Source organism: Campylobacter sp. P0085, from assembly GCF_002139495.1.
Classification (GTDB): Bacteria; Campylobacterota; Campylobacteria; order Campylobacterales; family Campylobacteraceae; genus Campylobacter; species Campylobacter devanensis.
Window position 1 is genome coordinate 132,889 of sequence record NZ_MJKB01000002.1, and the last position, 24,930, is coordinate 157,818.

The window sequence follows — 24,930 nt, forward strand, 5'->3', positions numbered from 1 at the left end:
AAATTTGGAGTTATATGCTAAAAGATAAGATAAAACAAGGAAAATCCGGAATCATCCTATATGGTCTTACGCCACCTAAGATTAGTTTAAGCTCAGATGAAGCTAAAGAGATTGCTCTTAAGCAACTTCAAAGGCTTGAAGGGATAAAGATCGATGGCTTGGTAATATATGATCTACAAGATGAGAGCAATCGCAACTCTAATAATAGGACATTTGAATTTGTCCGCACTATAAATCCTGAAATTTATGCCAAAGATTATTTACAAAATCGATATGAAGCTGTGATATATAAAGCAGTTGGGAATTATGATAGAGATGAATTTAAGGATTTTTTGCTTACTTATAATAGTGCTATAAGCGTATTTGTGGGCGCAAGTTCAGCCAACGATACCCCAAAACTAAGCCTAAATGAAGCCTATAAAATGAAAAAAGAGATAGCAAATAGCCTAACTCTTGGCGGTATATGTATCCCTGAAAGACATATGAAAAAACATAATGAAGATCTGCGTGTAGCATCCAAACGCCTTAAAGGATGTGAGTTTTTCATCACTCAAGCGGTTTATGATATCGAAACTGCGAAGAGATTTTTAGATGATTTTGCGGCATTGGGGATCAAAAATACTCCGATAATCTTCACTTTCACGCCTTGTGGCAATGAAAAGACATTAGAATTTATGCAGTGGCTAGGAATATCTATAAGTGAATTATCTAAGCGTAGAATCTTTGATAGTAATGATCCATTAGAAAACTCTGTGAAATTAAGCCTTGATATGTTTGAGTTTTTATACAAATATGGCCAGACAAAGGGCGTTAGCGTAGGGGCAAATGTAGAGAGCATATCCACTAGAAAAGTAGAGATAGAAGCGTCCATCAAACTTTTAAAAGGGATTATCTCAATTGTAGAAAATGACTCATTAGAAAATACCAAAAGCAAAATTCAAAGCGCTTCTAAATTTGATGAATAAATAATTTTTTTAAGATAGATATTATATAAAATCATTTAAATTTATTGGATGATTTTATATAATCTAATATTAATATTTAGTTTTGATGTTGTCTCATATTATAAGCTATTATGTAAAGAAGTATTTAATCTAATAAAAATAGCTTAAACTTTAATTTTAGCGATGTTTGAGAGTATTTTTAGCAAAATCAAAATAATAGCTTTTGTTTTACATTTTTTACATTCTTTTTTTATAAATTTTGCAAACTTTAAAAAAATATTTAAATGTTGATTAAACGGCTTTTAATTTTTTTAATTCTCTTAATAATAAGATATATTATTAAAAAATTTATTAAGGAATTTATAATGAAAATAGAAGTTGAAAAAGGTGATTTATCATATGCAAATGATATAAACATGACTTTAGTATTTCCAGAGAGTTTTACTGCTTCGGACTTTAATATGTTTTTTACTTCGATAAAAGCTTATAGAAATAAACAAATATCGTCATTAGAAGTAAATAAAACAGCTAAAGAATTTTTAGCTTTAGTAGATACTTATATTTTAATCTACATGAATTTTGTGGTATTAAAAGCAAGTATTCAAAATCTGTTTTTAGAATACTTATTCAGTTTAAAAATGTAAAATCAAATTTTAAAAGTAAAAAAGAATTAACCTTGACTAAAAAACAATTTAGAAATTTATTATCTATTCCAATTAATTTTCTTAAAAGTAGTCAGATTTTAAAGTTATAGTATAAAATCACCCTTGAGCTTTGCCCAAGGGTGGTATGTTAGCAAGAATATACAGTTTTAAACTCAAACGGAGTAGGGCGTTGCTCATATGGCCATACTTGAGTCTCAAATTTATAGTGTTGATAAGTCTCTATAAAGTGATCTGTCATTATAGCGCTTAAGTATTTATTATCACGGATTACAGCTTCTAGACTTCCTCTTAGTGTATGAGGTAGCTGCTCAATTCCACGCTCTCTAATTTCATCAAGAGTTAGCTCAAATAGATCCTCATCCATTGGCCCTACTGGCTCAATTTTGTTTTTGATACCATCAAGTCCTGCCATTAACATAGCTGCAAATGCTAGATATGGACAAGCGGTGCTATCAGGAAATCTAAACTCAGCTCTTACACTCTTTTCACCAGAGCCGTAAGGAATCCTACAACTAGCACTTCTATTTTGGCAAGAGTATGTAAGAATGCTTGGTGCTTCAAAGCCAGGAATTAATCTTTTGTAGCTATTTGTGCTTGGATTAGTAAATGCAGCTACACTTCTAGCATGTCTTAATACGCCACCGATATACCATCTAGCCATATCGCTTAAATTTGCGTATGTTCCAGCTTTATAGAATAGATTTTTGCCATCTTTCCATATACTTTGATGGACATGCATACCACTACCATTGTCGCCATATAGAGGTTTTGGCATAAATGTAGCCGTTTTGCCATTTAAATGAGCTACCATTTTGACTATATATTTGTAAATTTGCACATTATCAGCAGCCTCTACTAATGTCCCAAATTTAACGCCGATTTCGCCTTGGCCTTGAGCAACTTCATGATGAACAACAAAGGTTTCAAGACCAACTTGCTCCAATACATTTACCATTTCAGCCCTTAAATCCACCATTGAGTCAATCGGCTGAACTGGATAGTATCCACCTTGCGCTCTTGGGCGGTGGCCGCTATTATAACCATCTTTATAGTCTTTAGCATCATTCCATTCGCCTTCTTCGGTATCTACTTCATACATTGCGCAGTTTTGTTTGTCTATAATCCTGACATTATCAAAGACAAAAAACTCATTTTCAGGCCCGAAATACGCTACATCACCGATTCCGCTCTCTTTTAAGTGTTGCATAGCCTTTTTAGCAATTGAGCGAGGGCACTTCTCATATAGATCATTTTTATAAATATCATAAACATCGCATATTACAATGATAGTTGTATCAGCAGTAAATGGATCTAAAAACGCAGTCTCAACATCAGGTATAAGCATCATATCTGATTTATGTATAGGCTGCCACGCATCAATTGAGCTACCATCAAATGGAATCCCATTAAAAGAATCTTTATTAATTGCTTTTATATTATATGATACATGGTGCCATGTTCCTTTAAGATCAGTAAAGCGAAAATCTACAAATTTAACTTCATTTTCATCACAATATTCAAAAAATTCATCAACGCTATTAACAAATCTACCCATAGGCAAACTCCTTGAAAAATTAAAATTTTGAAATTATAGCATAAAATATCAATTTTAATTTTAAATTTATATTGAAATCCATACTATTTTAAATTTTTATCATCTTTTTATCACGATTTTGATATATCGCAACCTCATTATAGCCAAATTTTTTAGCTTTTTGTATAGTTTTATCCATATTTAAACCAACTTGCTCTACAGAGTGCGCATCGCTTGAAAGAGTGATATCAATCCCCATTTGAGCCATCATCTCTAATATCTCATCTCCGGGGTAAATTTCGCCTACTGGTTTGCGAAGACCAGCACTATTTAGTTCTACTGTCATACCGCTTTTTTTGATCTCATTGAAAGCATCTTTAGCGATAATTCTTATATCTGTTTTTGGCTTATAGTTAAATACCTTGATAAGATCAATATGACCAACAATATCAAATTTGCCAAATTTTGCCATCATTTTAATAGCGTCAAAATAATCAATATAAATTTGATCAATATCTCTATTTTTATATTCGCCTATAAACTCAGGATTATCAAATCCCCAACCATTTAAAAAATGTACCGAACCAATTAGATAATCTACATTAGCATTTAAGACTCTATCATCTATAAATCCAGGTAAATAATCAACCTCATAACCAAATAATATCTCCATTTTGCCTTTAAATTCAGTCTTTAAAATATCAATTGTCTCTTTATAGTCATCCATATCCTTAAAGCTCATTCTATATTTTTGATCAAAATTCATTGGTGCATGGTCGCTAAATCCATAATATTTACACCCTTGATTAAAAGCAGCTTTGGCATAATCTATTGGAGTACCTGTTGCGTGATTGCATAGTGGAGTATGATTGTGTAGATCTACGATCATGAAAAAATCCTTAAAAAATACAAAATTAATAGAAGAATTATATAAAATAAAAGATTAAATTTAAATTGAATCAATGATTAAATAGTGGTGCGCCCTAGAGAATTCGAATCTCTGACCTTTTGAACCGCAATCAAATGCTCTATCCAGCTGAGCTAAGAGCGCACTAAATTAAGTTAAGAATCGGAATTATACAAAATGATTCCTTAAAGTTAGCAAAATTTAAAAATATTTTTTGAAATATTAAATGATTTTTGTAATGTAAAGCAAAATTTATCTAAATTTAGATACAATCACGCAATTATGTTCCTAAGGAGATCTTATGACACAAGAAGAATTAGATGCTTTAATGGCTGAAGATTTAAGCGATTTAACTAGCAGTGAAGATTCAAGCAATTTAACTAGCAGTATAGATAATGTAAGCGATACTAGTCTTGATGAGCCAGATTTAACCGAAGATGCTGATGCTGTGGTTCAAAATAGCGGCCATGTCGTTACGCACGATAACTATAGAGTAAGTTCAATAAGTGCGTGGCCACCACCACCACCGACAGATGATCATAAAGTCGTTAATCAACTAGATGATGTTACAAAGGATTCTGAAAAAAAAGCCACTGAGATGTTTGATAAGCTTGAAACTATTAGTGGATTTTGTCTAGATGCAGAAAACACATCAAATGATGCTAAAACTTGCATTGCAAGAAATATAGAGGTTTTTGAAATTTTGCATGAAAAATTTCCAAATGTTCAAACATTTAGCGAACTTTTAGAGCTTAATAAAAATCTAGACAATAAAATAGATAGTATTATAAGCAATGTTCAAATGGGACAAGATGAAATTATGATGACGATGGATATGATGCAATATCAAGATATTCATCGTCAAAAAATAGAAAGAGTTATCAATGTAATGCGTGCGCTAAGTAAATATATGAATAGCCTATTTGAAGGTAAAATTGATGATGAAAAACGTGTTGGTTCAGCTATGCATATTGAGGGCGATACAACAACTGAAGATGTTGTAAGTAATGCTGATATAGAAGCTTTAATCAACTCATTGGGTAAAAAGTGAAAAAGCCAGAACTTTTAAGCCCGGCTGGAAATTTAACCAAACTTCAAATTGCTCTAGCTTATGGTGCAGATGCTGTGTATGCAAGTGTGGGTAATTTCTCTTTGCGTCAAAGAAGTGCAAAGGAATTTGATCTTGAAAGTTTTGAAGAGGGTGTTAGACTAGCTCATAAAAGTGGAGCCAAATTTTATGCCACGATAAATGGTTTTCCATATAATACTCAGCTTGATAACCTTAAAAAACATATCAAAACAATTAGCGAATTTGGCGTTGATGCCTTTATAATCGCTACGCCTGGGGTTATGAAACTTGCTAAAGAGATCGCTCCAAATATAGAGATACATCTATCTACTCAAGCTAATGTGATGAATTATCTAGATGCTCAAATTTACCATGATATGGGCGCTAGTAGGATTGTCGCAGCTCGTGAGATGAGCTTAAAGGATGCGGTACTTGTAAAAGAGATGGTGCCAAGCTTGGAATTAGAGATATTTTGTCATGGTTCAATGTGTTTTGCATATTCAGGTAGATGTCTAGTCTCAGCAGTACAAAGCGGCAGACTAAGCAATCGTGGAAGTTGTGCAAATGATTGTAGATTTAACTATGAATTATATGCTAAAAGTCCTGAAAATGGAGCTTTATTTCGTTTAGAAGAGGATGAGCATGGCACGCATATAATGAATTCCAAAGATCTAAATTTAAGTAAGCATATAGAGCGAATTCTTCAAACCGGTGCTGTAGATAGCCTAAAAATTGAAGGTCGAACAAAAAGCGAATACTACGCAGCTTGCGCTACCAAGGCTTATAGAATGGCTATTGATGATGCAATTGCTGGTAAATTTAATCCAGAAATTTATGCTGCAGAGTTAAATACACTTAAAAATCGTGGATTTAGCGATGGTTATCTTATTCATAAACCATATGAGAGAGATGACACGCAAAACCATACTACTAGTATAGAAGAGGGTACGCATCAAGTTCATGCTATTAGTCTAGATGGTAAAAGTTTTAAGACTAAATTTAAAATTGATACAAAGCATGAGTATGAGATTTTTGCTCCTGTAAATGCAGTGATAGATAGTGTAGAAAATGAGCTTGGTGCCATCTATAAAAAAGATGATAATAAGTATTATGTTAAATTTAAAAAGCTAGTAAGTACTAAAGGTAAGGAATTTGATGAAATTCATAGCGGAAATGAAAACGAGATCAATCTCCCTGCAAACTTGCCAGAATTTAGCTTTTTGCGTAAAGAGATTATAGAAGGAGAGTAGATGAAATTTGTAAGCATTATAATGGGTAGTAAAAGCGACTACGAGATTGTAAGCGAAACGGCTAAAATCTTAGAAGAATTTGATGTAAAATATGAGATGATTATCAGTTCAGCTCACAGAAGCCCAACTAGAACTCATCAATATGTCCAAGATGCCGATGCTAGAGGCGCAGCAGTATTTATCTGTGCAGCGGGTATGGCAGCTCATTTAGCCGGCGCAGTTGCTGCTTATAGTCTAAAGCCAGTGATTGGTGTGCCAATGGGAGGTTCAGCAGTAAATGGCGTAGATGCGCTATATTCAACTGTTCAAATGCCAGCTGGTATGCCAGTAGCAACTCTAGCAATTGGCAAGGCTGGAGCTAAAAATGCAGCATATTTAGCAATGCAAATTTTAGCTCTAAGTGATGAAAATTTGGCTTTAAAACTAAAAGAAGATAGAGAAAAACAGGCTAAATCACTTGAAATGGATTCTAAAAAAATCGAAGTTTTATTAGGTGGTGCTAAATGAAAACATATCTAGCCATTGATGAGTTTTGTCAGCTAGTACATCTAAAGCGTGAAGTTGTTGATGGTATGATTGAGCGTGGTGCATTAAATACAAAAATAGATAATGATATAATATATATAGAGGCTAACGAAGGCACAATGAGTGTTGTACCAGCGCACAATGGTGAGATAGTTGCTAGTACCGAGCAACATACTTTACCAGGTGAGAGCTTTGTCGAAAAGACAATTGGAACGATTTTAAATTTACACGAAAAAGTCCTAGATGCTAAAGATGAAACATTAGATGTGCTTAGAAATGAAAATCAATTTTTAAAAGAAGCGCTTTATTCTATGCAAGAGTTATATGATGAGGATAGAAAGACGGTTGAGACGCTTACTACTCAGCTTAAAAATGCTCAAGAAGAGGTTGAATTTTTAAAGCGTAAATATAAGTTGATGTGGAATAAGGCCATAGAGAATTTTAATAATAAAGGAAATTCATGACATTTAGTCAGATAATTTTAACCTTGCAACAATACTGGAACGAGCAAGGCTGTATTGTCGTTCAACCATACGATATGCCAGCTGGCGCTGGAACCTATCACCAAGCAACATTTTTACGCTCTTTAGGTGATAAACCATGGAATGTAGCCTATGTAGCTCCATCTCGCCGTCCAACAGATGGTAGATATGGCGAAAATCCAAATAGACTTGGAAGCTACTATCAGTTTCAAGTAATAATGAAACCAAGTCCAAAAAATATTCAAGAGCTATATTTAAAAAGCCTTGAAAGACTTGGCCTTGATCTTAAAAAGCATGATATAAGATTTGTAGAAGACAACTGGGAGAGCCCAACTCTTGGTGCATGGGGTCTAGGCTGGGAAGTTTGGTTAGATGGTATGGAAGTAACTCAATTTACATATTTTCAACAAGTCGGCGGAATTCCGTGCGAATTAATAAGCGCTGAAGTAACATATGGAATTGAACGCTTAGCTATGTATTTGCAAGATAAAGATAGCGTATATGATATCATATGGGATGATCATGATGGCAATGTAGTAACATATGGCGATGTGCATAAGCAAGGTGAATTTGAGTTTAGTAAATATAACTTTGAAATAGCTGATACTGCTAAACTCTTTGCATGGTTTGAATCTTATTCCAGTGAGTGTAAGGCGATTTTAGAGCATGGATTAGCACTTCCAGCATATGATTATTGTATGCTTGCAGCGCATACATTTAATGTACTTGATGCACGTGGAGCAATTAGCGTTACACAAAGGCAAGACTATATTTTAAAAATTAGAGAACTAGCTAAAGGCTGCGCATTAGCTTATAAAGAGAGTTTAAAATAGGTGAAAATATCTGAAATTTATGCTATGCTTGATAGCATAGCGCCATTTGATTTACAAGAGAGTTGGGATAATTCTGGACTTATAATAGGTAGTATGAATGATGAGTTTGATAATATTACTTTAAGTCTTGATTTAGATAGTTCACTTATAGCTCAAGCTAAGCCTAGAACACTTTTTATAACACATCATCCGTTAATTTTTAAAGGTTTAAAAAGCATTAATAGCAGTGAATATCCAGCAAATTTAATCAAAGATATGATTAAAAAGGATATTAGCTTAATCTCTATGCATACTAATTATGATAAAGTGGTTTTGAATAAATTTGTATTAAGTGAGGTTTTAGGCTATAAAAATTATGAACAAGATAGTGAATTTGTGTTTAAATTTGAGGTAAATAAGAGCTTTGAAGAGTTTGTAGCTGATATAAAATCCAAATTAAATTTAACTACTATAAGAGTAGTTAAAGGATGTGATTTTATCAAAACAGCAGCCATTTGTACTGGAAGCGGAAGTGAGCTAATTGGTAGTTTTAAAGCCGATTGTTTTTTAAGCGGAGATTTTAAATATCATACAGCACTTCAATCTTATGAAAATTCACTTAGTTTGATTGATATTAATCATTTTGAAAGTGAGCGGTATTTTGGGGAGTCTTTGGCGCTAAACTTGCAAAAGTTTAAAGTTTTTGCTACAATCACAAATTCAATAAACCCATTTGAATATAGATAACCAAAGGAAATCAATGAATAAGTATTTACAACAACTTGTGAATTTATCACAAATCGACCAAAAAATAGATAATTACGCACCAAGAATTGAGAGTATTAATAGAAATTTACAACTTAAAAAAGATGAAATAGCAGCTATAGATGAAAATATAGAAAAAGTTGATACAGAAATATCAGAGTTAAAGGCACAAATTGCTAATACAAATTCTCATATTAATGAATTTAATGCCAAAATCAAAGATATTAGCAAAAAATCTTCAGCTGTTAAAAGCGAAAAAGAGATAAAAGCTCTAAATTTAGAAGAAGACCTAGCTAAAGATCAACTTGAAGCAGCTAATGAAGAGATTGGCAGACTTGAGAGAATAATAGATAGCAAAAATGAGTTAAAAACTGAACTAGAACAGAAAAAATCTAATGCTCAAAGTGCATTAGATAGCTTAAATAGCGAAGTAGCTGATGAGTTAAAAGCTATTGAAAATGAAAGAAGCAAGATTTATGATCAAAAAGAGAAATTGCTAGCTGATATGAATCAAAAAGTACTTACATTTTATGAAAAAATTCGTAAATGGGCAAAAAATACAGCAGTTGTACCAGTTAAAAAACAGGCGTGTTATGGTTGCTTTATGAAAATTAATGATAAAACATATGCTAATATTATTAAAAGTGAAGATATCACAACTTGTCCACATTGTGGTAGAATCTTATATAAAGAGACTATTGAGGAGTGATTTATACTCTATTTACGGCACTTTTGCTTGGAATTTGCTCGCCGTTTTTATGGCTTTTAAGTTTTAAGCAAAAGTTTGTCCGTAGCCTTAGGGCTAGATTTTTCTTATATCGCAATCCAAAGCCTAAATTTGCTAAATACCATTTTCATGCTTGTAGCTTTGGTGAGGCTTGTGCTATTGAGCCTTTAGTAAAAGAGTTAAAAGATTGTAGAGTAAGTGTAATTACCCAAACTGGATTTGATAAGGCTAAGGGATATGCAGATTGTAGGTTTTTGCCATTTGAGTGCTTTTTGCCTTTTTGGTTAAGCAGATCAGATGTTTTAATAGTTTTTGAAGCAGAATTATGGCTAAATTTATTTAGAGTAGCTAAATCAAACGGCTCTAAAACTATACTTTTAAATGCTAGAATTAGCGATAAAAGTTATAAAAATTATTTAAGATTTAAATTTTATTATAAATGGCTTTTTAAATATGTTGATTTAGTTTTAGCACAAAGCCAGATAGATAAAGATCGCTTAATAAGCCTAGGGGCTAAAAATATCAAAGTCGTAGGAAATATCAAATCAGCCAATCTACCAAAGCCATCAAAGCAATATAAAAAACCAGATAAAAAAGTGATAATAATAGCTAGTTCACATGAAAATGAAGAGAAAAATCTATTAGCTAATCTAATTCTTAAGGATAATGACCAGCTTTTTATAGTTCCGCGTCATCCTGAGAGATTTGATAGCGTTTATAATATTATTAAAGATAGTATTAAAAATATAAGCTTTGAGAGATTTAGTGATAATATGGGGTTAAATTCGCAGATTATTCTTGTAGATACTCTTGGGGAGCTGGTTAATTTATATGCAATTGCTGATATTGTCGTGCTTTGTGGTAGTTTTGAAAAGGGCATTGGAGGGCATAATCCTATAGAGGCAGCTCAATTTAAATGCAAAATTTTAAGCGGAGAGTATATCCATAATCAAAAAGATTTATATAAAGCAGTAAGCGGGATTGAGTTTTGTTCATATGATAATGTGTGGCAAAAGATAAATTCAAATTTAAAAAACACAAAAATTATAAATATGTGCGATATGGATAAGATAATAAAAGAGATAAAAGGATAAATATGCAAAAGGCTTATAAACTTCTAGCAATTCAAGAAGGCATTTCAAACAACGAAGCCAAGGAGTTAATAGACGCTGGACTAGTAAGTGTAGGCGGACAAAGGCTTGTGCTTGCTAGAGGACTTTTAAAAGAGAGTGCTAAATTTAAGATAACAAAACTAGCCAAACCAGTGAAAATTTTTGAAGATGAAAATATAATAGCAATCAACAAACCGCCTTTTATCACGAGTGAAAAGATCGCTGAAATATTTAAATTTCCACTTTTAAATCGTCTAGATAAAGAGACTAGTGGAGTGATTTTGCTATATAAAAATGAAGATTTTCAACAGCGTGCTATTAAAGAATTTGCACAAAATAGGGTAGGTAAAACCTATCTTGCAGTTGTTAAAGGTATAGTTTGTGAAAGCTTTACTATAAACCAGCCACTAACAACCATAAAAACAAAATCTGGAGCCTTTAGCAAAATCGATCTAAAAAGTGGCAAAACAGCTATCACACATATCACTCCAGTAGCAGTCGAAGGTAAAAAATCACTACTAAAAATAGATATAGAAACTGGTAGAACTCATCAGATTAGAGTGCATTTAGCAAGTAGTGGATTTGGCATTGTCGGAGATGAAAAATATGCTAAAAGTAGCTCAAAAAGACTATATCTACATAGCTTAAGAACTAAAATTTTTGATTATGAGTTTTATGCCCAGCCTGATAGTGGATTTTTTGATCAAGGATTTGAGCAAATTGATAAAAATATTTTAAAAAATTTATAAGATTATATAAAATACCGCATTTTGTATATCTTGCATTGCATAGATTTAAATTTAAAACTATTAAATTTAAATCTATTTTATTAAGTTTTTAAAAGCTATAAAAAGTATTAAAAATTTTAGTGATACTCTAATTATAGTCTTTAGCTATTTAGTTAAAGCCCTTTTAGCATAAAATTCCATCTTAAACTCTATAAACTTATCAGCCAAGATAGCCTCTCTCATCTGTTTCATTAAATTTAGATAGTAATGTAGATTATGCAAACTCGCAAGTCTAAAAAATGTAAGCTCTTTAGCCTTATATAGATGGTTTAGATATCCACGGCTATATCGTTTGCAAGTGTAGCACCCGCACTCATTATCTATTGGTTCATGATCATTGATAAATGCTGCTGCTTTGATATTTAACTTACCAAAGCTAGTAAATAGAGTGCCATTTCTAGCATTTCTTGTAGGCATTACACAATCAAACATATCCACGCCACGACTAACATTTTCTACTAAATCCTCTGGAGTACCAACGCCCATTAGATATCTTGGGCGATTTGGATCGATATATGGCATTACACCCTCTACTGTATCATACATCTGCTCATTAGATTCCCCCACGCTTAGCCCACCGATAGCAAGACCATCAAACTCCATATCGCACAAGGCCATAGCGCACTCTTTTCTAGCGTTATAGTCAGTCCCACCTTGAATTATTCCAAAGAGATTTTGATCTACTCCTATGCCTTTGCTTTTTTGGCTTTTGTGATACATTTCAGCCTCTTTAGCCCATTTTATCGTGCGTTTTAGGCTTAGCTCTATGCGTTCTTTTGTCGCTGGTAGCGCTACTAAATCATCTAAAATCATCATAATATCACTACCCAAATCATACTGCGTATCTAGCACACTTTTTGGTGTGAAGTAGTGAAGGCTACCATCTATATGGCTTTTAAATTTAATCCCATTTTCATCAGGTTTAGAGCGGTGTGAGAGTGAAAACGCCTGAAATCCACCACTATCAGTTAAGAAATTGCCACCAAATTTACTAAATCCATGAAGTCCGCCAAATCCCCTTATAACCTTACTTCCGGGGCGTAAATAGAGATGATAGGTATTAGCTAAAATTATCTTAGCTTTTAAAATTTCACCCATATCAATCGCATCTAGACTCTTAATCGCTCCAAGTGTGCCAACAGGCATAAATACTGGAGTTTGTACAACTCCGTGAGCCATCTTAATAGTACAAGCTCTGGCGTTTTGACTTATTTTATCTATCTTAAATTCCATCAAACTTCCTTATTAAATCGGCGTAATTTTAGCAAAATCTTGCTTAGAATTTAGAATAATTAAACTGATTTAAAAAGCAAAATACAAGGTATTAAGATATATAATATTAAATTGCTTTATCAATATAATAAATTTAGAATATGCAAAATTTCTTATAGTTTTGAGTTTAAAAGTCTCATATAAAATATACTTTAAGTTTAAAGCAGAAGTTAGCTATAAAAAGGCTTTTAGATTATATTATTCTCTTTAAATATCTAAAATTGCTTTTCTTATTCTTTCATCAAAACTCATTTTATCCACCCAACTTCTCACACAAAGGCAATATCTGTTCAATTATTTCTACAATCTTTTCTTGTTCGGCAAGTGGCGGGAGTGGGAATAGCATTTCTTTTATTTTATTAATACTTACACCACCAATTATTCCATTAATATTATCTTTAAATGCATCTATAAAAACTGTACTTTGCAGAAAATAGAATAAAAACTTTTCAACTTCATATTTATATGGATTAAAACAACAAAGTTTATTTCCAAAACATACATCTTGATTTGTAAAAGCAATTTTTCTTCCAGCGCTACCACCTTCAATACACATTAAAACTGTATTTTTAGGTGCAATGCGAAAAGTGTCTTTTTCAAAAGGAATTTTTATACCATTATCGTAGTTTATTGTTTGATCAAATCCCACATCTTTTGTTCCAATATAAACCCAACCATCTTTTATATTTGTATATTTAAGTTTTTTTTCAGTTTCATTAATGCTATTACCTGTATAAAGATTGCAGAGATTTGATAATCTACACCAACACCAGCTTTTAGGAATTTCAAAGGGGATTTCATCTTCTGTAATTTCACTTGCGGCAATTGGAGCGGGCTTTTTGGCTTTTGGGTTTTTCTTCTTTGCTTCTTCCCAATCGGCTAGAAGTTTTGCGTTGCGTTCTTCTATAATTCTATCTAAAAGTTGTTTGCCACTTTCTTCTATTGTGGCAGTTTTTCGCCAAGATTTTGTGAGTTTGCCTTGTATTGCCTCTTGTAAAATGGCTTTTTTTACTTTGTCTGGAAGAGCGGTTTTTAATTCCTCTTTTTGGAGAACCGCATTTTCGTAAGCATCAACCAATGGCAGCACTTCTTCAAGTTTTGCAACAATGGCATTTTGCACGGCAAGCGGTGGGAGTGGAATATATAATTTCTCCCAACTAGATTTATTAATTATAGGGGTTGCAGTTCCTGTTGAGTACTCTATAATTATTTTTTGAAAATACTCAGAAGAAAGAACATAATAGATATATTGAGTATTAGAACATATAGTTGTTATTGAATTTATTTGTTGATTAAAAGTTACTTCTCTATCAACAACAGCACATTTCCCAATAGAACCACCAATACAAACTTGTATTATAGTGCCAGAAGGGGTTGGTCTTGCAACCTTGTATCCAGCTTCTGATAGTCCCTGTTTCCCATAAGTAATTATTGAATTTTGAATATCACCAGGCGATAGGAAATCGATAAAGTTTCCAAAATATTCGGGATTATTTTTTGAAGGTGTCGCACCAGTATTTGTAATACCCACATCCCCCAATCTACACCAACACCAGTTTTCTGGAATTTCAAAGGGGATTTCATCTTCTGTAATCTCACTTGCGACAATTGGAGCGGGTTTTTTGGCTTTTGGGTTTTTCTTTTTTGCTTCTTCCCATTGGACTAGAAGTTTTGCGTTGCGTTCTTCTATAATTTTGTTTAAAAGCTCTTTGCCGGTTTTAGTTTCCCCTTCTACATTACTAATCAACTGGCCTGTTATTGCCGCTTGGAGAATTGATTTTCTTAAATTTGTATCTTTTTTTATCTTTGCCAATTTAGTTTCCTTTTTTATGTTGCCAAATTCATCAAATTGGGTACATAATGTCATCAATATGTACCCAAAAACAATATTTTGGGTACATATACGAATGAGCATGTACCCAAAATCGTTAAATTGGGTACATATTACGATTTTACAGATTCAATAATTTCAACTTCTGATACAACTTTTCCTTGATTTAGAAATAATTCAAATAAAGCATTATTAATATAATAATTAGATGATCCTTTTTTCATTTTTGTCAAAAGTTTTAAATCTACAATCATATCAAGATATTTTGCTGCCGTTTTGCGTTGAACATTCATATCCCGTTCAATAAATTCAATCTTTGTATACGGATGGAAAAATAAATTATTCAAAAGTTCATGTTTATATGTTTTTCCAAATACGGGTTTTAAGATTGCTTTATATTGTGCCATTAATTGTGCAATACCATTTATTAAAATAATTGTTTCTTTAGATGTAACTTCTATTCCTTTAAGAATAAACATAACCCAATTCTGCCAATCCTTTATATCTCCATCATTATCACGGACAGCTTGAATCAATTTGTAATAATCGGCTTTATTACGAGTGATATAACGACTCAAATATAAAATTGGTAAATCCAAAAGTCTATTTTGTACTAAATATAAAACAGAAATAATACGCCCAGTTCTTCCGTTACCATCATAAAAAGGATGTATGCTTTCAAATTGGTGATGTATTATTGCTAGTTTAATCAATGGATCTAAATCAGATAATTCAGAATTGTTAATAAATTGTTCAAGATTTGACATATAATGTTCAACTTCATCTCCTGTTTTTGGAGGAGCATAAACAATTTCTTGCTTAGAATTTTGTAATGTTACAGCACTTGTTCTAAACCCAGCTTTATTTTTTTCAAGCTTTTCTTGAATATTTTTAATAATGTTATTTGTAAGAAGCATATTTTCTTTTACTCTTGAAAAGCCTTCAAGCATAGCTTCTCTATAATTCATAACCTCTTTTGCTGCATTGCTAACTGCATAATTACTTACAGAAAGATCTGCTTGAAAAATCTCATCATGGGTTGTTACTATATTTTCTACTTCGGAACTTTCCTTTGCTTCTTGTATAACAAGAGAATTAATCAAAACACCTTCATTTGGAATTGTATGAGCAACTCCTTTTAATTCTGCCAACGCTTTGTTTGCAAGATTAACTTGTTTGAGTATTTCTTTTGTTTCAAGGTCAATTCCAAGTGGTAATTTAGGAATAGTATAAGTCTTTGCCAATTTTTCTCCTACAATTCAATTCCAAGGATTTTAGTAATTTTTGCTAGTGTTACATTGATTTTTTCTTCTGCAGCTTCACTATGCTTTTTATAATTTATGATTGTCTCTTTTATGCTTAAGATTTCCTCTTCCTTGTGAGGATAACCGCAAAGGTCAAGGTTATAGCCACCTTCTATAAGCTCGTAAGAAGTAAAGCATTTTGCCTTTGGATTTCCTTCTTCATCGGCTATTTCTTTACGGTCATTCCACCATGCAACACAATCATTAAAATCAGAAAGTTTCATCGGTTTAGTTTTAGAAAAGTGTTTAATTCCATCTGGTATATCTACACGATAAAACCATGTTTTACCGGTTGGTTCTTCATTATTGAAAAAGAGAATATTTGTTGTAATGCTTGTATAAGGAGAAAAGACACTTTGTGGCAACCGCACCACGGTATGCAGATTATACTCTGTCAGTAGCTTCTTCTTGAGATTTACCTTTGCGTTATCATTGCCGAACAAAAATCCATCAGGAATAATGACAGCGGCACGACCATTTTTCTTTAAGCGATACAAAATAACAGCTATAAAAAGGTCGGCTGTTTCGCTTGATTTTAGATCAGCTGGGAAGTTTTGCTTGATGTCTTCTTTTTCGCTTCCGCCATAAGGTGGATTCATAAGAATTACATCAAATGCATCTTTTTGCGTGTAGTCCAAAAGTTTTTTTGTAAGTGAGTTATCGTGAAATACTTTTGGATTGTCAATTCCGTGAAGTAGCATATTTGTTACACAGAGCATATAAGGGAATTGTTTTTTTTCGATTGCGTAAATTGAATTGTAAAGTTTTTCAGAATCTTCATTGCTGATTGATCCTTTTGCGTCTTTGATTGCCTCAAGTTCTTTTATCCAACTTGAAAGAAATCCTCCTGTTCCACAGGCAAAATCAGCCATAGTTTCGCCAATTTGTGGTTTAATCATTTTTGCCATAAACTCTGTTACGGCACGTGGAGTGTAAAACTCACCCGCAGAACCTGCACTTTGAAGTTCTTTTAATATTGTTTCGTAAATCTCACCAAAGGCATGGGTTTCTTCATAACTTCCAAAATCAAGCTCATCAATAATATTGATAATCTGACGGAGAAGCACTCCATCTTTCATATAATTGTTTGCATCTTCAAAAGTTGTACGCACAATACTTTGGCGAATTGGGGTATCTGAATTTATTTCAAGTTTTCTTAATGTTGGGAAAAGTTCATTGTTTACAAAATTCAAAAGCTGGTCTCCGGTAAGTCCATCATGTTGATTTTCTACATGAGCCCAATTTCTCCAGCGTAATTTTGGGGGAATTATAGATTCAAATTGTTCATCATCAAATTCCCAGTCTTCTTCTTTTGCGTCATAAACTTTTAAGAAAAGCATCCAGGTTATCTGTTCAATTCTCTGGGCATCACCATTTATACCGGCATCGTTCCGCATTACATCACGGACTCTTTTTACAAAACCACTTAAGTTGCTCATTTATTTATCCCTTTTATTTTGTTACACGGATTTTTGATTTCCTTTTTTGGATTTTGTGTTAGCAAAATCCAATCCGTGTGACACACCTTACGCTATTTTATATAATTCATTTTCCAATTCACGAAGAGCTGTTCTATACTTATCATTTCCACCAAACAAGGCTGCAATCCGAGAAGGTTTCCCAAACTTTGTAAATGGACTCTGCTTGAGAATTTCGGTTGACTCAATGTCGTAAATGCCAAGTTGGGCATATTTATCTAGTAGCGCATTGATCACTTTTTTTGCAGCTTCTCCATATTTACCAAAAAGATCTCGTTTCTTTACCTTTTCTGCACGCTCACGACGAGTCAAGGGCTTTTGGTCAAATGCGATATGGCAGATAAAATCAAAGTCATCCACATCCATCATATTTTGATCTTTTTTAATGAGTTCTAAATCTATACCACGCTCTTTAAGCATATTGCGGATGACTTCTTTCTTCTGCTCTTCATTCCAGGTCTGGATAAAATTTTCAAGGGTTTGATATGTTCCAAGAATACTTTCTTTTGTGTAATCTTCGATGCTTTCTTGCTTCAGAAGTTTGCCATCTGTATCGTAGATAGAAACTAGTCTCTGTAGAACCTGTACAGTAACGCTGCCTTTTCCAACAAACTGAATTTCTTTCCTACCATTGTGGCTCCCCTTATCATCACTGCCATCTCCAAAATCACCCTCATATTCGCCTTCTGGCTGTGGATTTGGATTATAATCGTCATCTTGTTCAATCTCTCCATCCCATTCTGGGTCGGCAAACAAACGGCTTACACGGCGAAAATCCATTATTGTAAAATGAGTTTTTCCCTCATCATATCTCAGACGAGTTCCACGGCCAATTATCTGCTTAAACTCTGTCATTGAATTGATTAGCTCATCTAAAACAATGAGTTTTACCATTTTGCAGTCGCTTCCAGTAGAAAGAAGCTTTGAAGTAGTTGCAATAACGGGATAGGGCTGCGAAACTGAAATGAAATAATCCAGCTTTTCTTTTCCATATTTATCACTTCCAGTGATACGGACAACATACTGCTCTTTTACATTGCCCTGATTGTCTTTTAGAATCATATCAGTATTTAAATTGTTCAGTGCAACTCGCATGCGTTCTGCGGCATCTTCTGTGGGACAAAATACAATTGTCTTGGACATACGGTCTGTTTCTTTTAAAAACTTTGTAATTTCCTGGGCAACTTCATCAATTCTATCTTGGATGACAATATTATAGTCATAATCTGAAAGATTATATTCTTGGTCTTCGATTTCTACTCCGTTAATATCCTTTTGACCTAGTTTTGGTCTCCAGCCATCATCAATACTAGTGCGAACATGTATTACCTTGAATGGAGCAAGAAATCCATCTTCAATTCCTTGTTTAAGACTGTAGCTGTAAACAGGTTCTCCAAAATAATCGATGTTAGAAACATATTTTGTTTCTTTTGGTGTAGCCGTCATACCAATCTGTGTAGCACTGCTAAAATAATCAAGAATCTTTCGCCAGCGAGAATCAGCCTTTGCAGACCCACGATGGCACTCATCAACAATAATAAGATCAAAGAAATCTGGTTTGAAGAACTCTTTATATTTGGCAATTTCTGCTTCTATTTCAGCTTCTGTTTCTTCAACTTCCTCTCCTAGGTGCTTTGCGGAATCCAACTGTTGATAAAGGGCAAAATAGACCTGATATGCTGAAATTTTTGATTTATCTTCTTTTTGGAAATTGATTTTGTGGATTACTTTTTCTAAAGGCTTAAAGTCACCGTTAATAGTCTGATCTACGAGATTATTTCTATCAGCAAGATAGAGCACTTTCTTCTTTGTTCCAGACTCAAGGAGTCTCCATACAATCTGAAAAGCCGTATAGGTTTTTCCTGTTCCAGTTGCCATTACAATAAGAATTCGGGTTTGTTGTTGTGAAATTGCCGCAAGGGTTCTATTTACCGCATTTCGCTGATAATACCTAGGGGGATAACAATTTGAACCAGAATAGAAAGGCGTATTCAAAAGATTTTCTTCAAAACAAAGTGGAACATCATATGCTTTTGATTCTCCATCCATCGCATATCGTTCTCGGTTTTCAACTTCTAGAATTTTTGTTGCATCAACACCTTTCCACCGGGCATAAAGTTCATCTGCAGTGGGAAACTCCGAAAGGGGAAATTCTTTTTCAAGCCCAGTTGTAAAATCGTGTTCAAAAAAGCTATCTCCGTTTGATGTATAGACAAAAGGAACATTCATCATAATTCCATAGGAAATGGCTTGTTGTATACCAAACGATGTTGAATGATTATTATCTTTAGCTTCTACAATTGCGAGTGGAGTCCCTTTATTATACCAAAGAACATAGTCACATCTTTTCCGTTTATCACGACTTGGAACATTTCCTTTAATGAGAACCTTCCCATCCGTGAAATTATTTACAGGAGCTGTCTCCATGGTTATTTTGTTAATATCCCATTTTGCCAATAATGCTGGAGTAATATATCGAAGTTTAATATCTTCTTCTGTCATTTTCGATTTTGGTAATATATAGGAAGTTTCCATACAATTATTCTTTCAATAATAAAAATTATAAAAACATTATAACACATTTATAAGAATTTTACTAACTACGAAAAATCATAATATCTCTGTTTAAGAGTTTAATATTTCATACTTTTAAGTTATTATCATATTTTTAATTTTATTTGACTTTGTTTAGCTTTATAATAATGAGTTAGGTGTAGATATTTAAAATCCACATTTTATCTATTTTAAATTTCAATTATGATAATATAAGGCCATATTTTTATGGAGAATTGATGAAAAATATCTTGATTATTGCTGATGGAATTTTAGCCAAAAATTTCTTAGAGCGATTATTTAATAGCAAAAATAACGCCTTACACAACTACACAGTAATCACCTATAATGAAGAGACAATCCCTAGCTGGGATGTGAATTTTGAGAATTTTATATTTTATAACTTTGACCCAACTAGCCTTGGCAAGCTTAAACTACATTTAAAGAGCGAATTTGAACAAGCTATGGTGATAATGCAAAATGAATTTGACATAATATGCGTTTGTGAAAATCTGCGTCAAATTTATCCAAATTTAGAGATAGATGTGCTGGATTTATGGGGTATGGGAAGGCATTTTAAGGGCGATAATCTAATATCTATAATTGATGCTAGAAAGATTCTAAGCTCTAGATTTATGGATTTCTTGCCTGATGTGCCAGTAATTGCTGATAATATTGGCCTTGGGCTAGGGGAGATTATGGAAGTTCAAGTCCCACATGGTAGTAGCTATGCTTACCGCCATGTAGGTAATATCCGTAAAAAACGCTGGAAAATAGCTATGATATATCGCAATGGAAGTTATACAATAGCTACTTCTAATACACTAATCTTGCCAAATGATACTTTGCTAGTAGTTGGTGAGCCTAGAATTTTAGAAAATGTATTCCGTGCGATTAAAAAAGAACCTGGTCAATTCCCAAATCCATTTGGCAATAATATCTATTTAGCCTTGGATATGAAGCTAATGAGCAATAACGATATAGAAAGATTACTAAGCGATACATTAGAACTACATAAAAAATTAAATAGCAAAAAGCTATATATAAAGGTAGTAAATCCAACTCTTAGCAAAATTTTTAGCGATATTAAAGAGCTTAGATCAGATAGTATTTTTATCAAAATTGACTACTTTAGCACTACAATATCGATTCAAAAATCTAAAATGAATGAGCTTGATATCGGTCTAGTAGTTACTAATGGTACAGCATTTAATCTATATAAAAAGGGCTATGAAGCTCTAAAAGTTCCTGTATTAAAAATAGGCACAAGTGGATTAAATAGTGTTAAAAGAGGTGTAATTTTAGGCGATAAAACCGATGCTGAGAGCAACTCTAGCGTAATTATGGATTGCTGTAAGCAGCTTGATTTTAGTATATATTTTTACCATTTTGATAACAAATTTGATGATGATAGTAAAGAGCTAAGGGAGCATTTTGAGAGCTTATCAAAAATCTTTGATAAAAAGGTCAATATCGTAAATGATGGCACAAATCCACTACTAAAGCTTAAAAATAATGAGAATATTTTACAATTTTTAAGCTTTAGTAGCAAGATTATGGATGGTAAATTTGGAGCGATTTTTTCTAAAGATATTAATCGTTTGCACTATATTTTGGGTGATAGCTATCAACTATTTATCCCGCAAAATGATAAAATTTAAGGATTAAAGATGAAAAATACAGCTTTTATAACTGGGGCTACATCTGGCTTTGGGGAGGCGATGGCTAGGGCTTTATCTAAAGATGGATATAAATTAATTTTGCTTGGTCGTCGCAAAGATAGATTGGAGAATTTAGCTAATGAACTTTTGAATTCTCACATAATCGCTTGTGATATTAGGGACAAAAATGCTCTATTTAAGGCAGTTGATGAGCTACCAAATGAGTATAGAGATATTGAAATTTTGATTAATAATGCTGGACTGGCTCTTGGGCTTGAGAGAGTTAATGAGGCGAGCTTGGATGATTTTGAAACTATGATAGATACGAATATCAAAGGGCTTTTATACGCTACAAAGGCGGTTTTGCCTATTATGACTAAAAGAAAAAGCGGATATATATTTAATCTTGGCTCCGTGGCTGGTCAGTGGCCATATCCTGGCGGAAATGTATATGGTGCTACTAAGGCCTTTGTAAAGCAGTTTAGCTTTAATCTTAGAAATGACCTTAAGGGTGATAATATTAGAGTTACTGAGATAGCTCCTGGAATTGCTAAGACTGAGTTTAGCCTTGTTCGCTATAAAGGCGATGAGCAAAGAAGCAATGCTGTATATGATGGAACTGAGTATTTAAAGGCAGATGATATCGCTCAAATCGTGCTTGATTGTATAAATTTACCAAAACATGTAAATATCAATAGCCTTGAAGTTATGCCAACTACGCAGAGTTGGGCTGGATTTTTCTTTGAAAAAGAGTAGGGTATAAGCGTGGATTGTAGGTATTTAGGAGATTGTGGAAGTTGTGTTTTGACTCTTAGCTATTGTGAGCAAAAGCAGCTTAAAATCGCTAAGATAAGGGAGCTTTTTAGCCAGTTTTGGAGTGGAGAATTTGAGTTTTTTAACTCAGATGAGAGTGGATTTCGCTCTAGAGCTGAATTTGGCATTTGGCATGAAAATAACGATATAAGCTACTGTATGCGTAGTCAGCAAAATACGAAATTACCGATACAAAGCTGCCAGATAGTAGATACTAAGATATCAAATATAATGCCAGAACTTCTAAAAACAATAAAAGAAGATAAGGCTCTAGTAGAGCGATTATTTGGCGTAGAGTTTATCAGCTCAGCCAAAAGTCTTATAGTAACACTTTTATATCATAAAGATGTAAATAGTATAAAAGATAATCTAGCCAATATACAATCTAAGCTAAAAATAGGTCTAATAGCTAGGAGTAGGGGAGTAAAGCTAGAATTTGGCGATACAAAAATAAATGAGATTTTAAATATAAATGGGCGTGAGTTTAGCTATATTATGAGCGATACGGCATTTATCCAGCCAAATAAAAAGATGAATGAAAAAATGATTTCATGGGCTGTAAATGCAGTAGAAAATGCAGCAGATTTAATAGAGTTATATTGTGGACATGGGAATTTTACTATACCAATTAGTCTTAAATTTCAAAAAGTTTTAGCTACTGAGATATCTAAAAGCTCAATTGATATGGCTTTAAAAAATTGCCAATTAAATAGCGTAAACAATATCAAATTTGCTCGCCTAAGTGCTGCTGAGATAATGAGCGCAATAGCTAAGGAGCGAGAGTTTGAGAGATTGCGTGGTGTAGATTTAGATAGTTATATATTTAGCCATATATTAGTCGATCCACCAAGGGCAGGGTGTGAAGATAGCGTTTTAGATTTTATGAGCAAGATAGATAATATAATTTATATATCATGCAATCCACTGACATTGCAAAATAACTTAGAGATACTAAGTCAAACACATAAAGTGGTAAAATTTGCAATATTTGACCAATTTGTCCATACTAATCACATTGAATGTGGTGTAGTTTTAAAAAGAATCAAATAAACACTAGCTGCAATAAGTGACAAAATAAATTTATAATCAAGATTAAATTTAGATTATATTAGTAATTTTTATCTTGGATGAATTATATATTTTTAGTTGTCATTTACTGCAGTATAGGTAAAATATATTGATTTATTTAGCTTTTATATCTTTTTATATTTTAATATAAATTTCAGTTTAATTCAAATTTTGGCTCAGTTTTTGCTTATACTAAATAGAATATAATTTTGATTTAAGTTGATTTCTTGGTTTATATATTGTAAAATTTTACATAAAATAATACATAAAATTTCAAGAATAATTTTACTTATTATTCTAATGAAAATAATACATATTTTACTATGTATTATTATACATACATCCTATAAATAGTGGTAAAATGGGGATTTTTTAGTATCAAAAAACCCAAAATAGGTGAATTTATTTTAGTTTGAAAATTATAGTTTTCAATACTAAATATATAAAATAGTGCTTTTTGTATATATTTTTAATTATTTTATAATAATTATAGCTTTGTTTGTCAGGCGTTTGTTTTCAATCATTTTATGTTTTTATTTAATCTTTACCAATCAACCATGTAATATATGTAGAGTTATCATCTATGATAATTGTAGTGTAATTAAGGGGGCTAATGAAGCAATAATACAGATGTAAAACTAAACAATAATAATTGTAGTTGATATATATGCTCTTACTATTTTAAATTTCAATAATTTAAATCTAAGATATAAAATTTACTTACCACCCTACTTTATTATATTTTTATTTAATATGTAAACAAATCACCGACTAAAACTTAGCCCATAAACACCTCAAAAAAGCCAATTTAGATCACAACTAGCCTCACCACAATTCACCCATCAAACTCAATCTCAATACTATATCCCCTACTATTTAGCGTATGCCTTATGCTTGTTATGCTAAACTTTTTAGCTCTATATCGTTTGAGTTTGTATTTTTAAACACTATAGAGCCGCTAGTGATGATATTAGACCTACCGCTGATACCGCCCTTTTTAAGCTCATTTAGCTTTGCATTTGCTTTAGCGCATGCCTCGCCATCGCTTTTAGGCTGGCTTATTCTCATATTATAACTAGGCTCGCCACTGCCAGCACGAAGATGGCGCATAGCCCCACTGCTAATATCTTGCCACTGCAAAACAACGCTTTGATATACATTTCTATAAGCTTCATTAATTTCAAGACTATATAGCTCTTTTGTGTCTATTTCATATTTTGGCGCATTGCTTACTCCAAAATCTATCTTTTTAGCTATAATCAAGGTAGAGTTTTTAACTGCAAATGAAAAACAAAAACTCATAGTTTGATTTTGCTAAAAATATTCCCAAATAACGTTAAAATGAATCACTAATCTATTTTTATATCAAT

General features: G+C 32.7%; 22 protein-coding genes and 1 tRNA gene. 14 read left to right on the forward strand and 9 right to left on the reverse strand.

All coding sequences use genetic code 11. From position 1 onward, the window contains the following. Nucleotides 1-14: 14 nt before the first annotated feature. Nucleotides 15-965: a methylenetetrahydrofolate reductase gene (locus CIGNP85_RS02505; RefSeq protein WP_141031739.1), complete on the forward strand. Its 951-nt coding sequence runs from the start codon at nt 15-17 to the stop codon at nt 963-965. A 344-nt stretch (nt 966-1,309) separates the two neighbouring features. Beyond that, entirely contained in the window at nt 1,310-1,588 is a 279-nt protein-coding gene (locus CIGNP85_RS02510) for a hypothetical protein (protein ID WP_086227028.1), read from the forward strand. A gap of 148 nt (nt 1,589-1,736) precedes the next feature. Here the strand turns inward: CIGNP85_RS02510 and glnA are convergent, their stop codons facing one another. The 3 genes from glnA to CIGNP85_RS02530 form a co-directional block, all read right to left on the reverse strand. After that, complete coding sequence (glnA, locus tag CIGNP85_RS02520) at nt 1,737-3,164, reverse strand: type I glutamate--ammonia ligase (RefSeq protein WP_086227029.1); 1,428 nt, start codon at nt 3,162-3,164, stop codon at nt 1,737-1,739. A gap of 88 nt (nt 3,165-3,252) precedes the next feature. Beyond that, entirely contained in the window at nt 3,253-4,032 is a 780-nt protein-coding gene (locus CIGNP85_RS02525) for a histidinol-phosphatase (RefSeq protein WP_086286792.1), read from the reverse strand. An 85-nt stretch (nt 4,033-4,117) separates the two neighbouring features. After that, nucleotides 4,118-4,194 (reverse strand) — tRNA-Arg (locus tag CIGNP85_RS02530). Between the two features lie 157 nt (nt 4,195-4,351). On the opposite strand from CIGNP85_RS02530, the gene CIGNP85_RS02535 reads away from it, so the two are divergent. Genes CIGNP85_RS02535 through CIGNP85_RS02575 form a run of 9 tightly spaced genes read left to right on the forward strand, consistent with a single transcriptional unit; the run spans nt 4,352 to nt 11,541 of the window. Further along, on the forward strand, nt 4,352-5,101 hold the full coding sequence (locus CIGNP85_RS02535; RefSeq protein WP_086232093.1) for a chemotaxis protein: 750 nt from the start codon (nt 4,352-4,354) through the stop codon (nt 5,099-5,101). Further along, nucleotides 5,098-6,369 (forward strand): peptidase U32 family protein, encoded by a 1,272-nt coding sequence (locus CIGNP85_RS02540; RefSeq protein ID WP_086286794.1) that lies wholly within the window; start codon nt 5,098-5,100, stop codon nt 6,367-6,369. The genes CIGNP85_RS02535 and CIGNP85_RS02540 overlap by 4 nt, the downstream gene beginning before the upstream one ends. After that, nucleotides 6,370-6,876 carry a 5-(carboxyamino)imidazole ribonucleotide mutase gene (purE, locus tag CIGNP85_RS02545; protein WP_086224519.1) on the forward strand — a complete coding sequence of 169 codons (507 nt, stop codon included), beginning with the start codon at nt 6,370-6,372 and terminating at the stop codon, nt 6,874-6,876. Continuing rightward, entirely contained in the window at nt 6,873-7,358 is a 486-nt protein-coding gene (locus CIGNP85_RS02550) for a DUF3972 domain-containing protein (protein ID WP_086227032.1), read from the forward strand. Before purE ends, CIGNP85_RS02550 begins: the two co-directional genes overlap by 4 nt. Beyond that, nucleotides 7,355-8,209 carry a glycine--tRNA ligase subunit alpha gene (gene glyQ / locus CIGNP85_RS02555; protein ID WP_086227033.1) on the forward strand — a complete coding sequence of 285 codons (855 nt, stop codon included), beginning with the start codon at nt 7,355-7,357 and terminating at the stop codon, nt 8,207-8,209. The genes CIGNP85_RS02550 and glyQ overlap by 4 nt, the downstream gene beginning before the upstream one ends. Continuing rightward, the gene (locus tag CIGNP85_RS02560; RefSeq protein ID WP_086286796.1) at nt 8,210-8,935 is read left to right on the forward strand and encodes a Nif3-like dinuclear metal center hexameric protein; all 726 of its coding nucleotides are present in this window, start codon (nt 8,210-8,212) and stop codon (nt 8,933-8,935) included. A 13-nt stretch (nt 8,936-8,948) separates the two neighbouring features. After that, entirely contained in the window at nt 8,949-9,662 is a 714-nt protein-coding gene (locus CIGNP85_RS02565) for a zinc ribbon domain-containing protein (protein WP_086286798.1), read from the forward strand. Next, complete coding sequence (waaA, locus tag CIGNP85_RS02570; protein ID WP_086286801.1) at nt 9,659-10,774, forward strand: lipid IV(A) 3-deoxy-D-manno-octulosonic acid transferase; 1,116 nt, start codon at nt 9,659-9,661, stop codon at nt 10,772-10,774. Before CIGNP85_RS02565 ends, waaA begins: the two co-directional genes overlap by 4 nt. Before the next feature lie 2 nt (nt 10,775-10,776). Further along, a complete protein-coding gene (locus CIGNP85_RS02575) occupies nt 10,777-11,541 on the forward strand; it encodes a pseudouridine synthase family protein (protein WP_179187352.1) in 765 nt (254 codons plus the stop codon). A 144-nt stretch (nt 11,542-11,685) separates the two neighbouring features. Here the strand turns inward: CIGNP85_RS02575 and tgt are convergent, their stop codons facing one another. The 5 genes from tgt to hsdR all read right to left on the reverse strand — a co-directional run bounded on the left by tgt (nt 11,686) and on the right by hsdR (nt 20,000). Continuing rightward, on the reverse strand, nt 11,686-12,813 hold the full coding sequence (gene tgt, locus CIGNP85_RS02580; protein WP_086286804.1) for a tRNA guanosine(34) transglycosylase Tgt: 1,128 nt from the start codon (nt 12,811-12,813) through the stop codon (nt 11,686-11,688). 292 nt (nt 12,814-13,105) lie between these two features. Next, nucleotides 13,106-14,665, reverse strand: coding sequence for a restriction endonuclease subunit S (locus tag CIGNP85_RS02585; RefSeq protein ID WP_179187353.1), 1,560 nt, complete (start codon nt 14,663-14,665; stop codon nt 13,106-13,108). Between the two features lie 131 nt (nt 14,666-14,796). Then, nucleotides 14,797-15,927, reverse strand: a complete 1,131-nt coding sequence (locus CIGNP85_RS02590) for a Fic family protein (protein WP_086286808.1) — start codon at nt 15,925-15,927, stop codon at nt 14,797-14,799. 8 nt (nt 15,928-15,935) lie between these two features. Beyond that, nucleotides 15,936-17,426 carry a type I restriction-modification system subunit M gene (locus CIGNP85_RS02595; RefSeq protein WP_086286810.1) on the reverse strand — a complete coding sequence of 497 codons (1,491 nt, stop codon included), beginning with the start codon at nt 17,424-17,426 and terminating at the stop codon, nt 15,936-15,938. A gap of 87 nt (nt 17,427-17,513) precedes the next feature. Beyond that, the gene (gene hsdR, locus CIGNP85_RS02600) at nt 17,514-20,000 is read right to left on the reverse strand and encodes an EcoAI/FtnUII family type I restriction enzme subunit R (protein WP_086286812.1); all 2,487 of its coding nucleotides are present in this window, start codon (nt 19,998-20,000) and stop codon (nt 17,514-17,516) included. A gap of 257 nt (nt 20,001-20,257) precedes the next feature. Here hsdR and CIGNP85_RS02605 point away from each other — a divergent pair, with 257 nt between their 5' ends. Genes CIGNP85_RS02605 through trmA form a run of 3 tightly spaced genes read left to right on the forward strand, consistent with a single transcriptional unit; the run spans nt 20,258 to nt 23,542 of the window. Further along, nucleotides 20,258-21,679 (forward strand): COG3400 family protein, encoded by a 1,422-nt coding sequence (locus tag CIGNP85_RS02605; protein ID WP_086286814.1) that lies wholly within the window; start codon nt 20,258-20,260, stop codon nt 21,677-21,679. 9 nt (nt 21,680-21,688) lie between these two features. After that, nucleotides 21,689-22,435: an SDR family NAD(P)-dependent oxidoreductase gene (locus CIGNP85_RS02610; protein WP_086286815.1), complete on the forward strand. Its 747-nt coding sequence runs from the start codon at nt 21,689-21,691 to the stop codon at nt 22,433-22,435. Nucleotides 22,436-22,444: 9 nt separating this feature from the next. After that, nucleotides 22,445-23,542, forward strand: a complete 1,098-nt coding sequence (gene trmA, locus CIGNP85_RS02615; RefSeq protein ID WP_086286817.1) for a tRNA (uridine(54)-C5)-methyltransferase TrmA — start codon at nt 22,445-22,447, stop codon at nt 23,540-23,542. 915 nt (nt 23,543-24,457) lie between these two features. Here the strand turns inward: trmA and CIGNP85_RS02620 are convergent. Next, complete coding sequence (locus CIGNP85_RS02620) at nt 24,458-24,862, reverse strand: hypothetical protein (protein WP_086286819.1); 405 nt, start codon at nt 24,860-24,862, stop codon at nt 24,458-24,460. Between the last annotated feature and the right edge of the window lie 68 nt (nt 24,863-24,930).

Excerpts from the sequence above, each read along its gene's own strand:
- CIGNP85_RS02565 (WP_086286798.1), top strand. The coding sequence starts at position 8,949 with ATGAATAAGTATTTACAACAACTTGTGAATTTATCACAAATCGACCAA.
- glnA (WP_086227029.1), bottom strand. The coding sequence starts at position 3,164 with ATGGGTAGATTTGTTAATAGCGTTGATGAATTTTTTGAATATTGTGAT.
- CIGNP85_RS02605 (WP_086286814.1), top strand. The coding sequence starts at position 20,258 with ATGAAAAATATCTTGATTATTGCTGATGGAATTTTAGCCAAAAATTTC.
- CIGNP85_RS02575 (WP_179187352.1), top strand. The coding sequence starts at position 10,777 with ATGCAAAAGGCTTATAAACTTCTAGCAATTCAAGAAGGCATTTCAAAC.
- CIGNP85_RS02620 (WP_086286819.1), bottom strand. The coding sequence starts at position 24,862 with ATGAGTTTTTGTTTTTCATTTGCAGTTAAAAACTCTACCTTGATTATA.
- purE (WP_086224519.1), top strand. The coding sequence starts at position 6,370 with ATGAAATTTGTAAGCATTATAATGGGTAGTAAAAGCGACTACGAGATT.
- CIGNP85_RS02510 (WP_086227028.1), top strand. The coding sequence starts at position 1,310 with ATGAAAATAGAAGTTGAAAAAGGTGATTTATCATATGCAAATGATATA.
- CIGNP85_RS02610 (WP_086286815.1), top strand. The coding sequence starts at position 21,689 with ATGAAAAATACAGCTTTTATAACTGGGGCTACATCTGGCTTTGGGGAG.
- tgt (WP_086286804.1), bottom strand. The coding sequence starts at position 12,813 with ATGGAATTTAAGATAGATAAAATAAGTCAAAACGCCAGAGCTTGTACT.
- hsdR (WP_086286812.1), bottom strand. The coding sequence starts at position 20,000 with ATGGAAACTTCCTATATATTACCAAAATCGAAAATGACAGAAGAAGAT.
- glyQ (WP_086227033.1), top strand. The coding sequence starts at position 7,355 with ATGACATTTAGTCAGATAATTTTAACCTTGCAACAATACTGGAACGAG.
- CIGNP85_RS02550 (WP_086227032.1), top strand. The coding sequence starts at position 6,873 with ATGAAAACATATCTAGCCATTGATGAGTTTTGTCAGCTAGTACATCTA.
- CIGNP85_RS02525 (WP_086286792.1), bottom strand. The coding sequence starts at position 4,032 with ATGATCGTAGATCTACACAATCATACTCCACTATGCAATCACGCAACA.
- CIGNP85_RS02535 (WP_086232093.1), top strand. The coding sequence starts at position 4,352 with ATGACACAAGAAGAATTAGATGCTTTAATGGCTGAAGATTTAAGCGAT.
- CIGNP85_RS02505 (WP_141031739.1), top strand. The coding sequence starts at position 15 with ATGCTAAAAGATAAGATAAAACAAGGAAAATCCGGAATCATCCTATAT.
- CIGNP85_RS02595 (WP_086286810.1), bottom strand. The coding sequence starts at position 17,426 with ATGAGCAACTTAAGTGGTTTTGTAAAAAGAGTCCGTGATGTAATGCGG.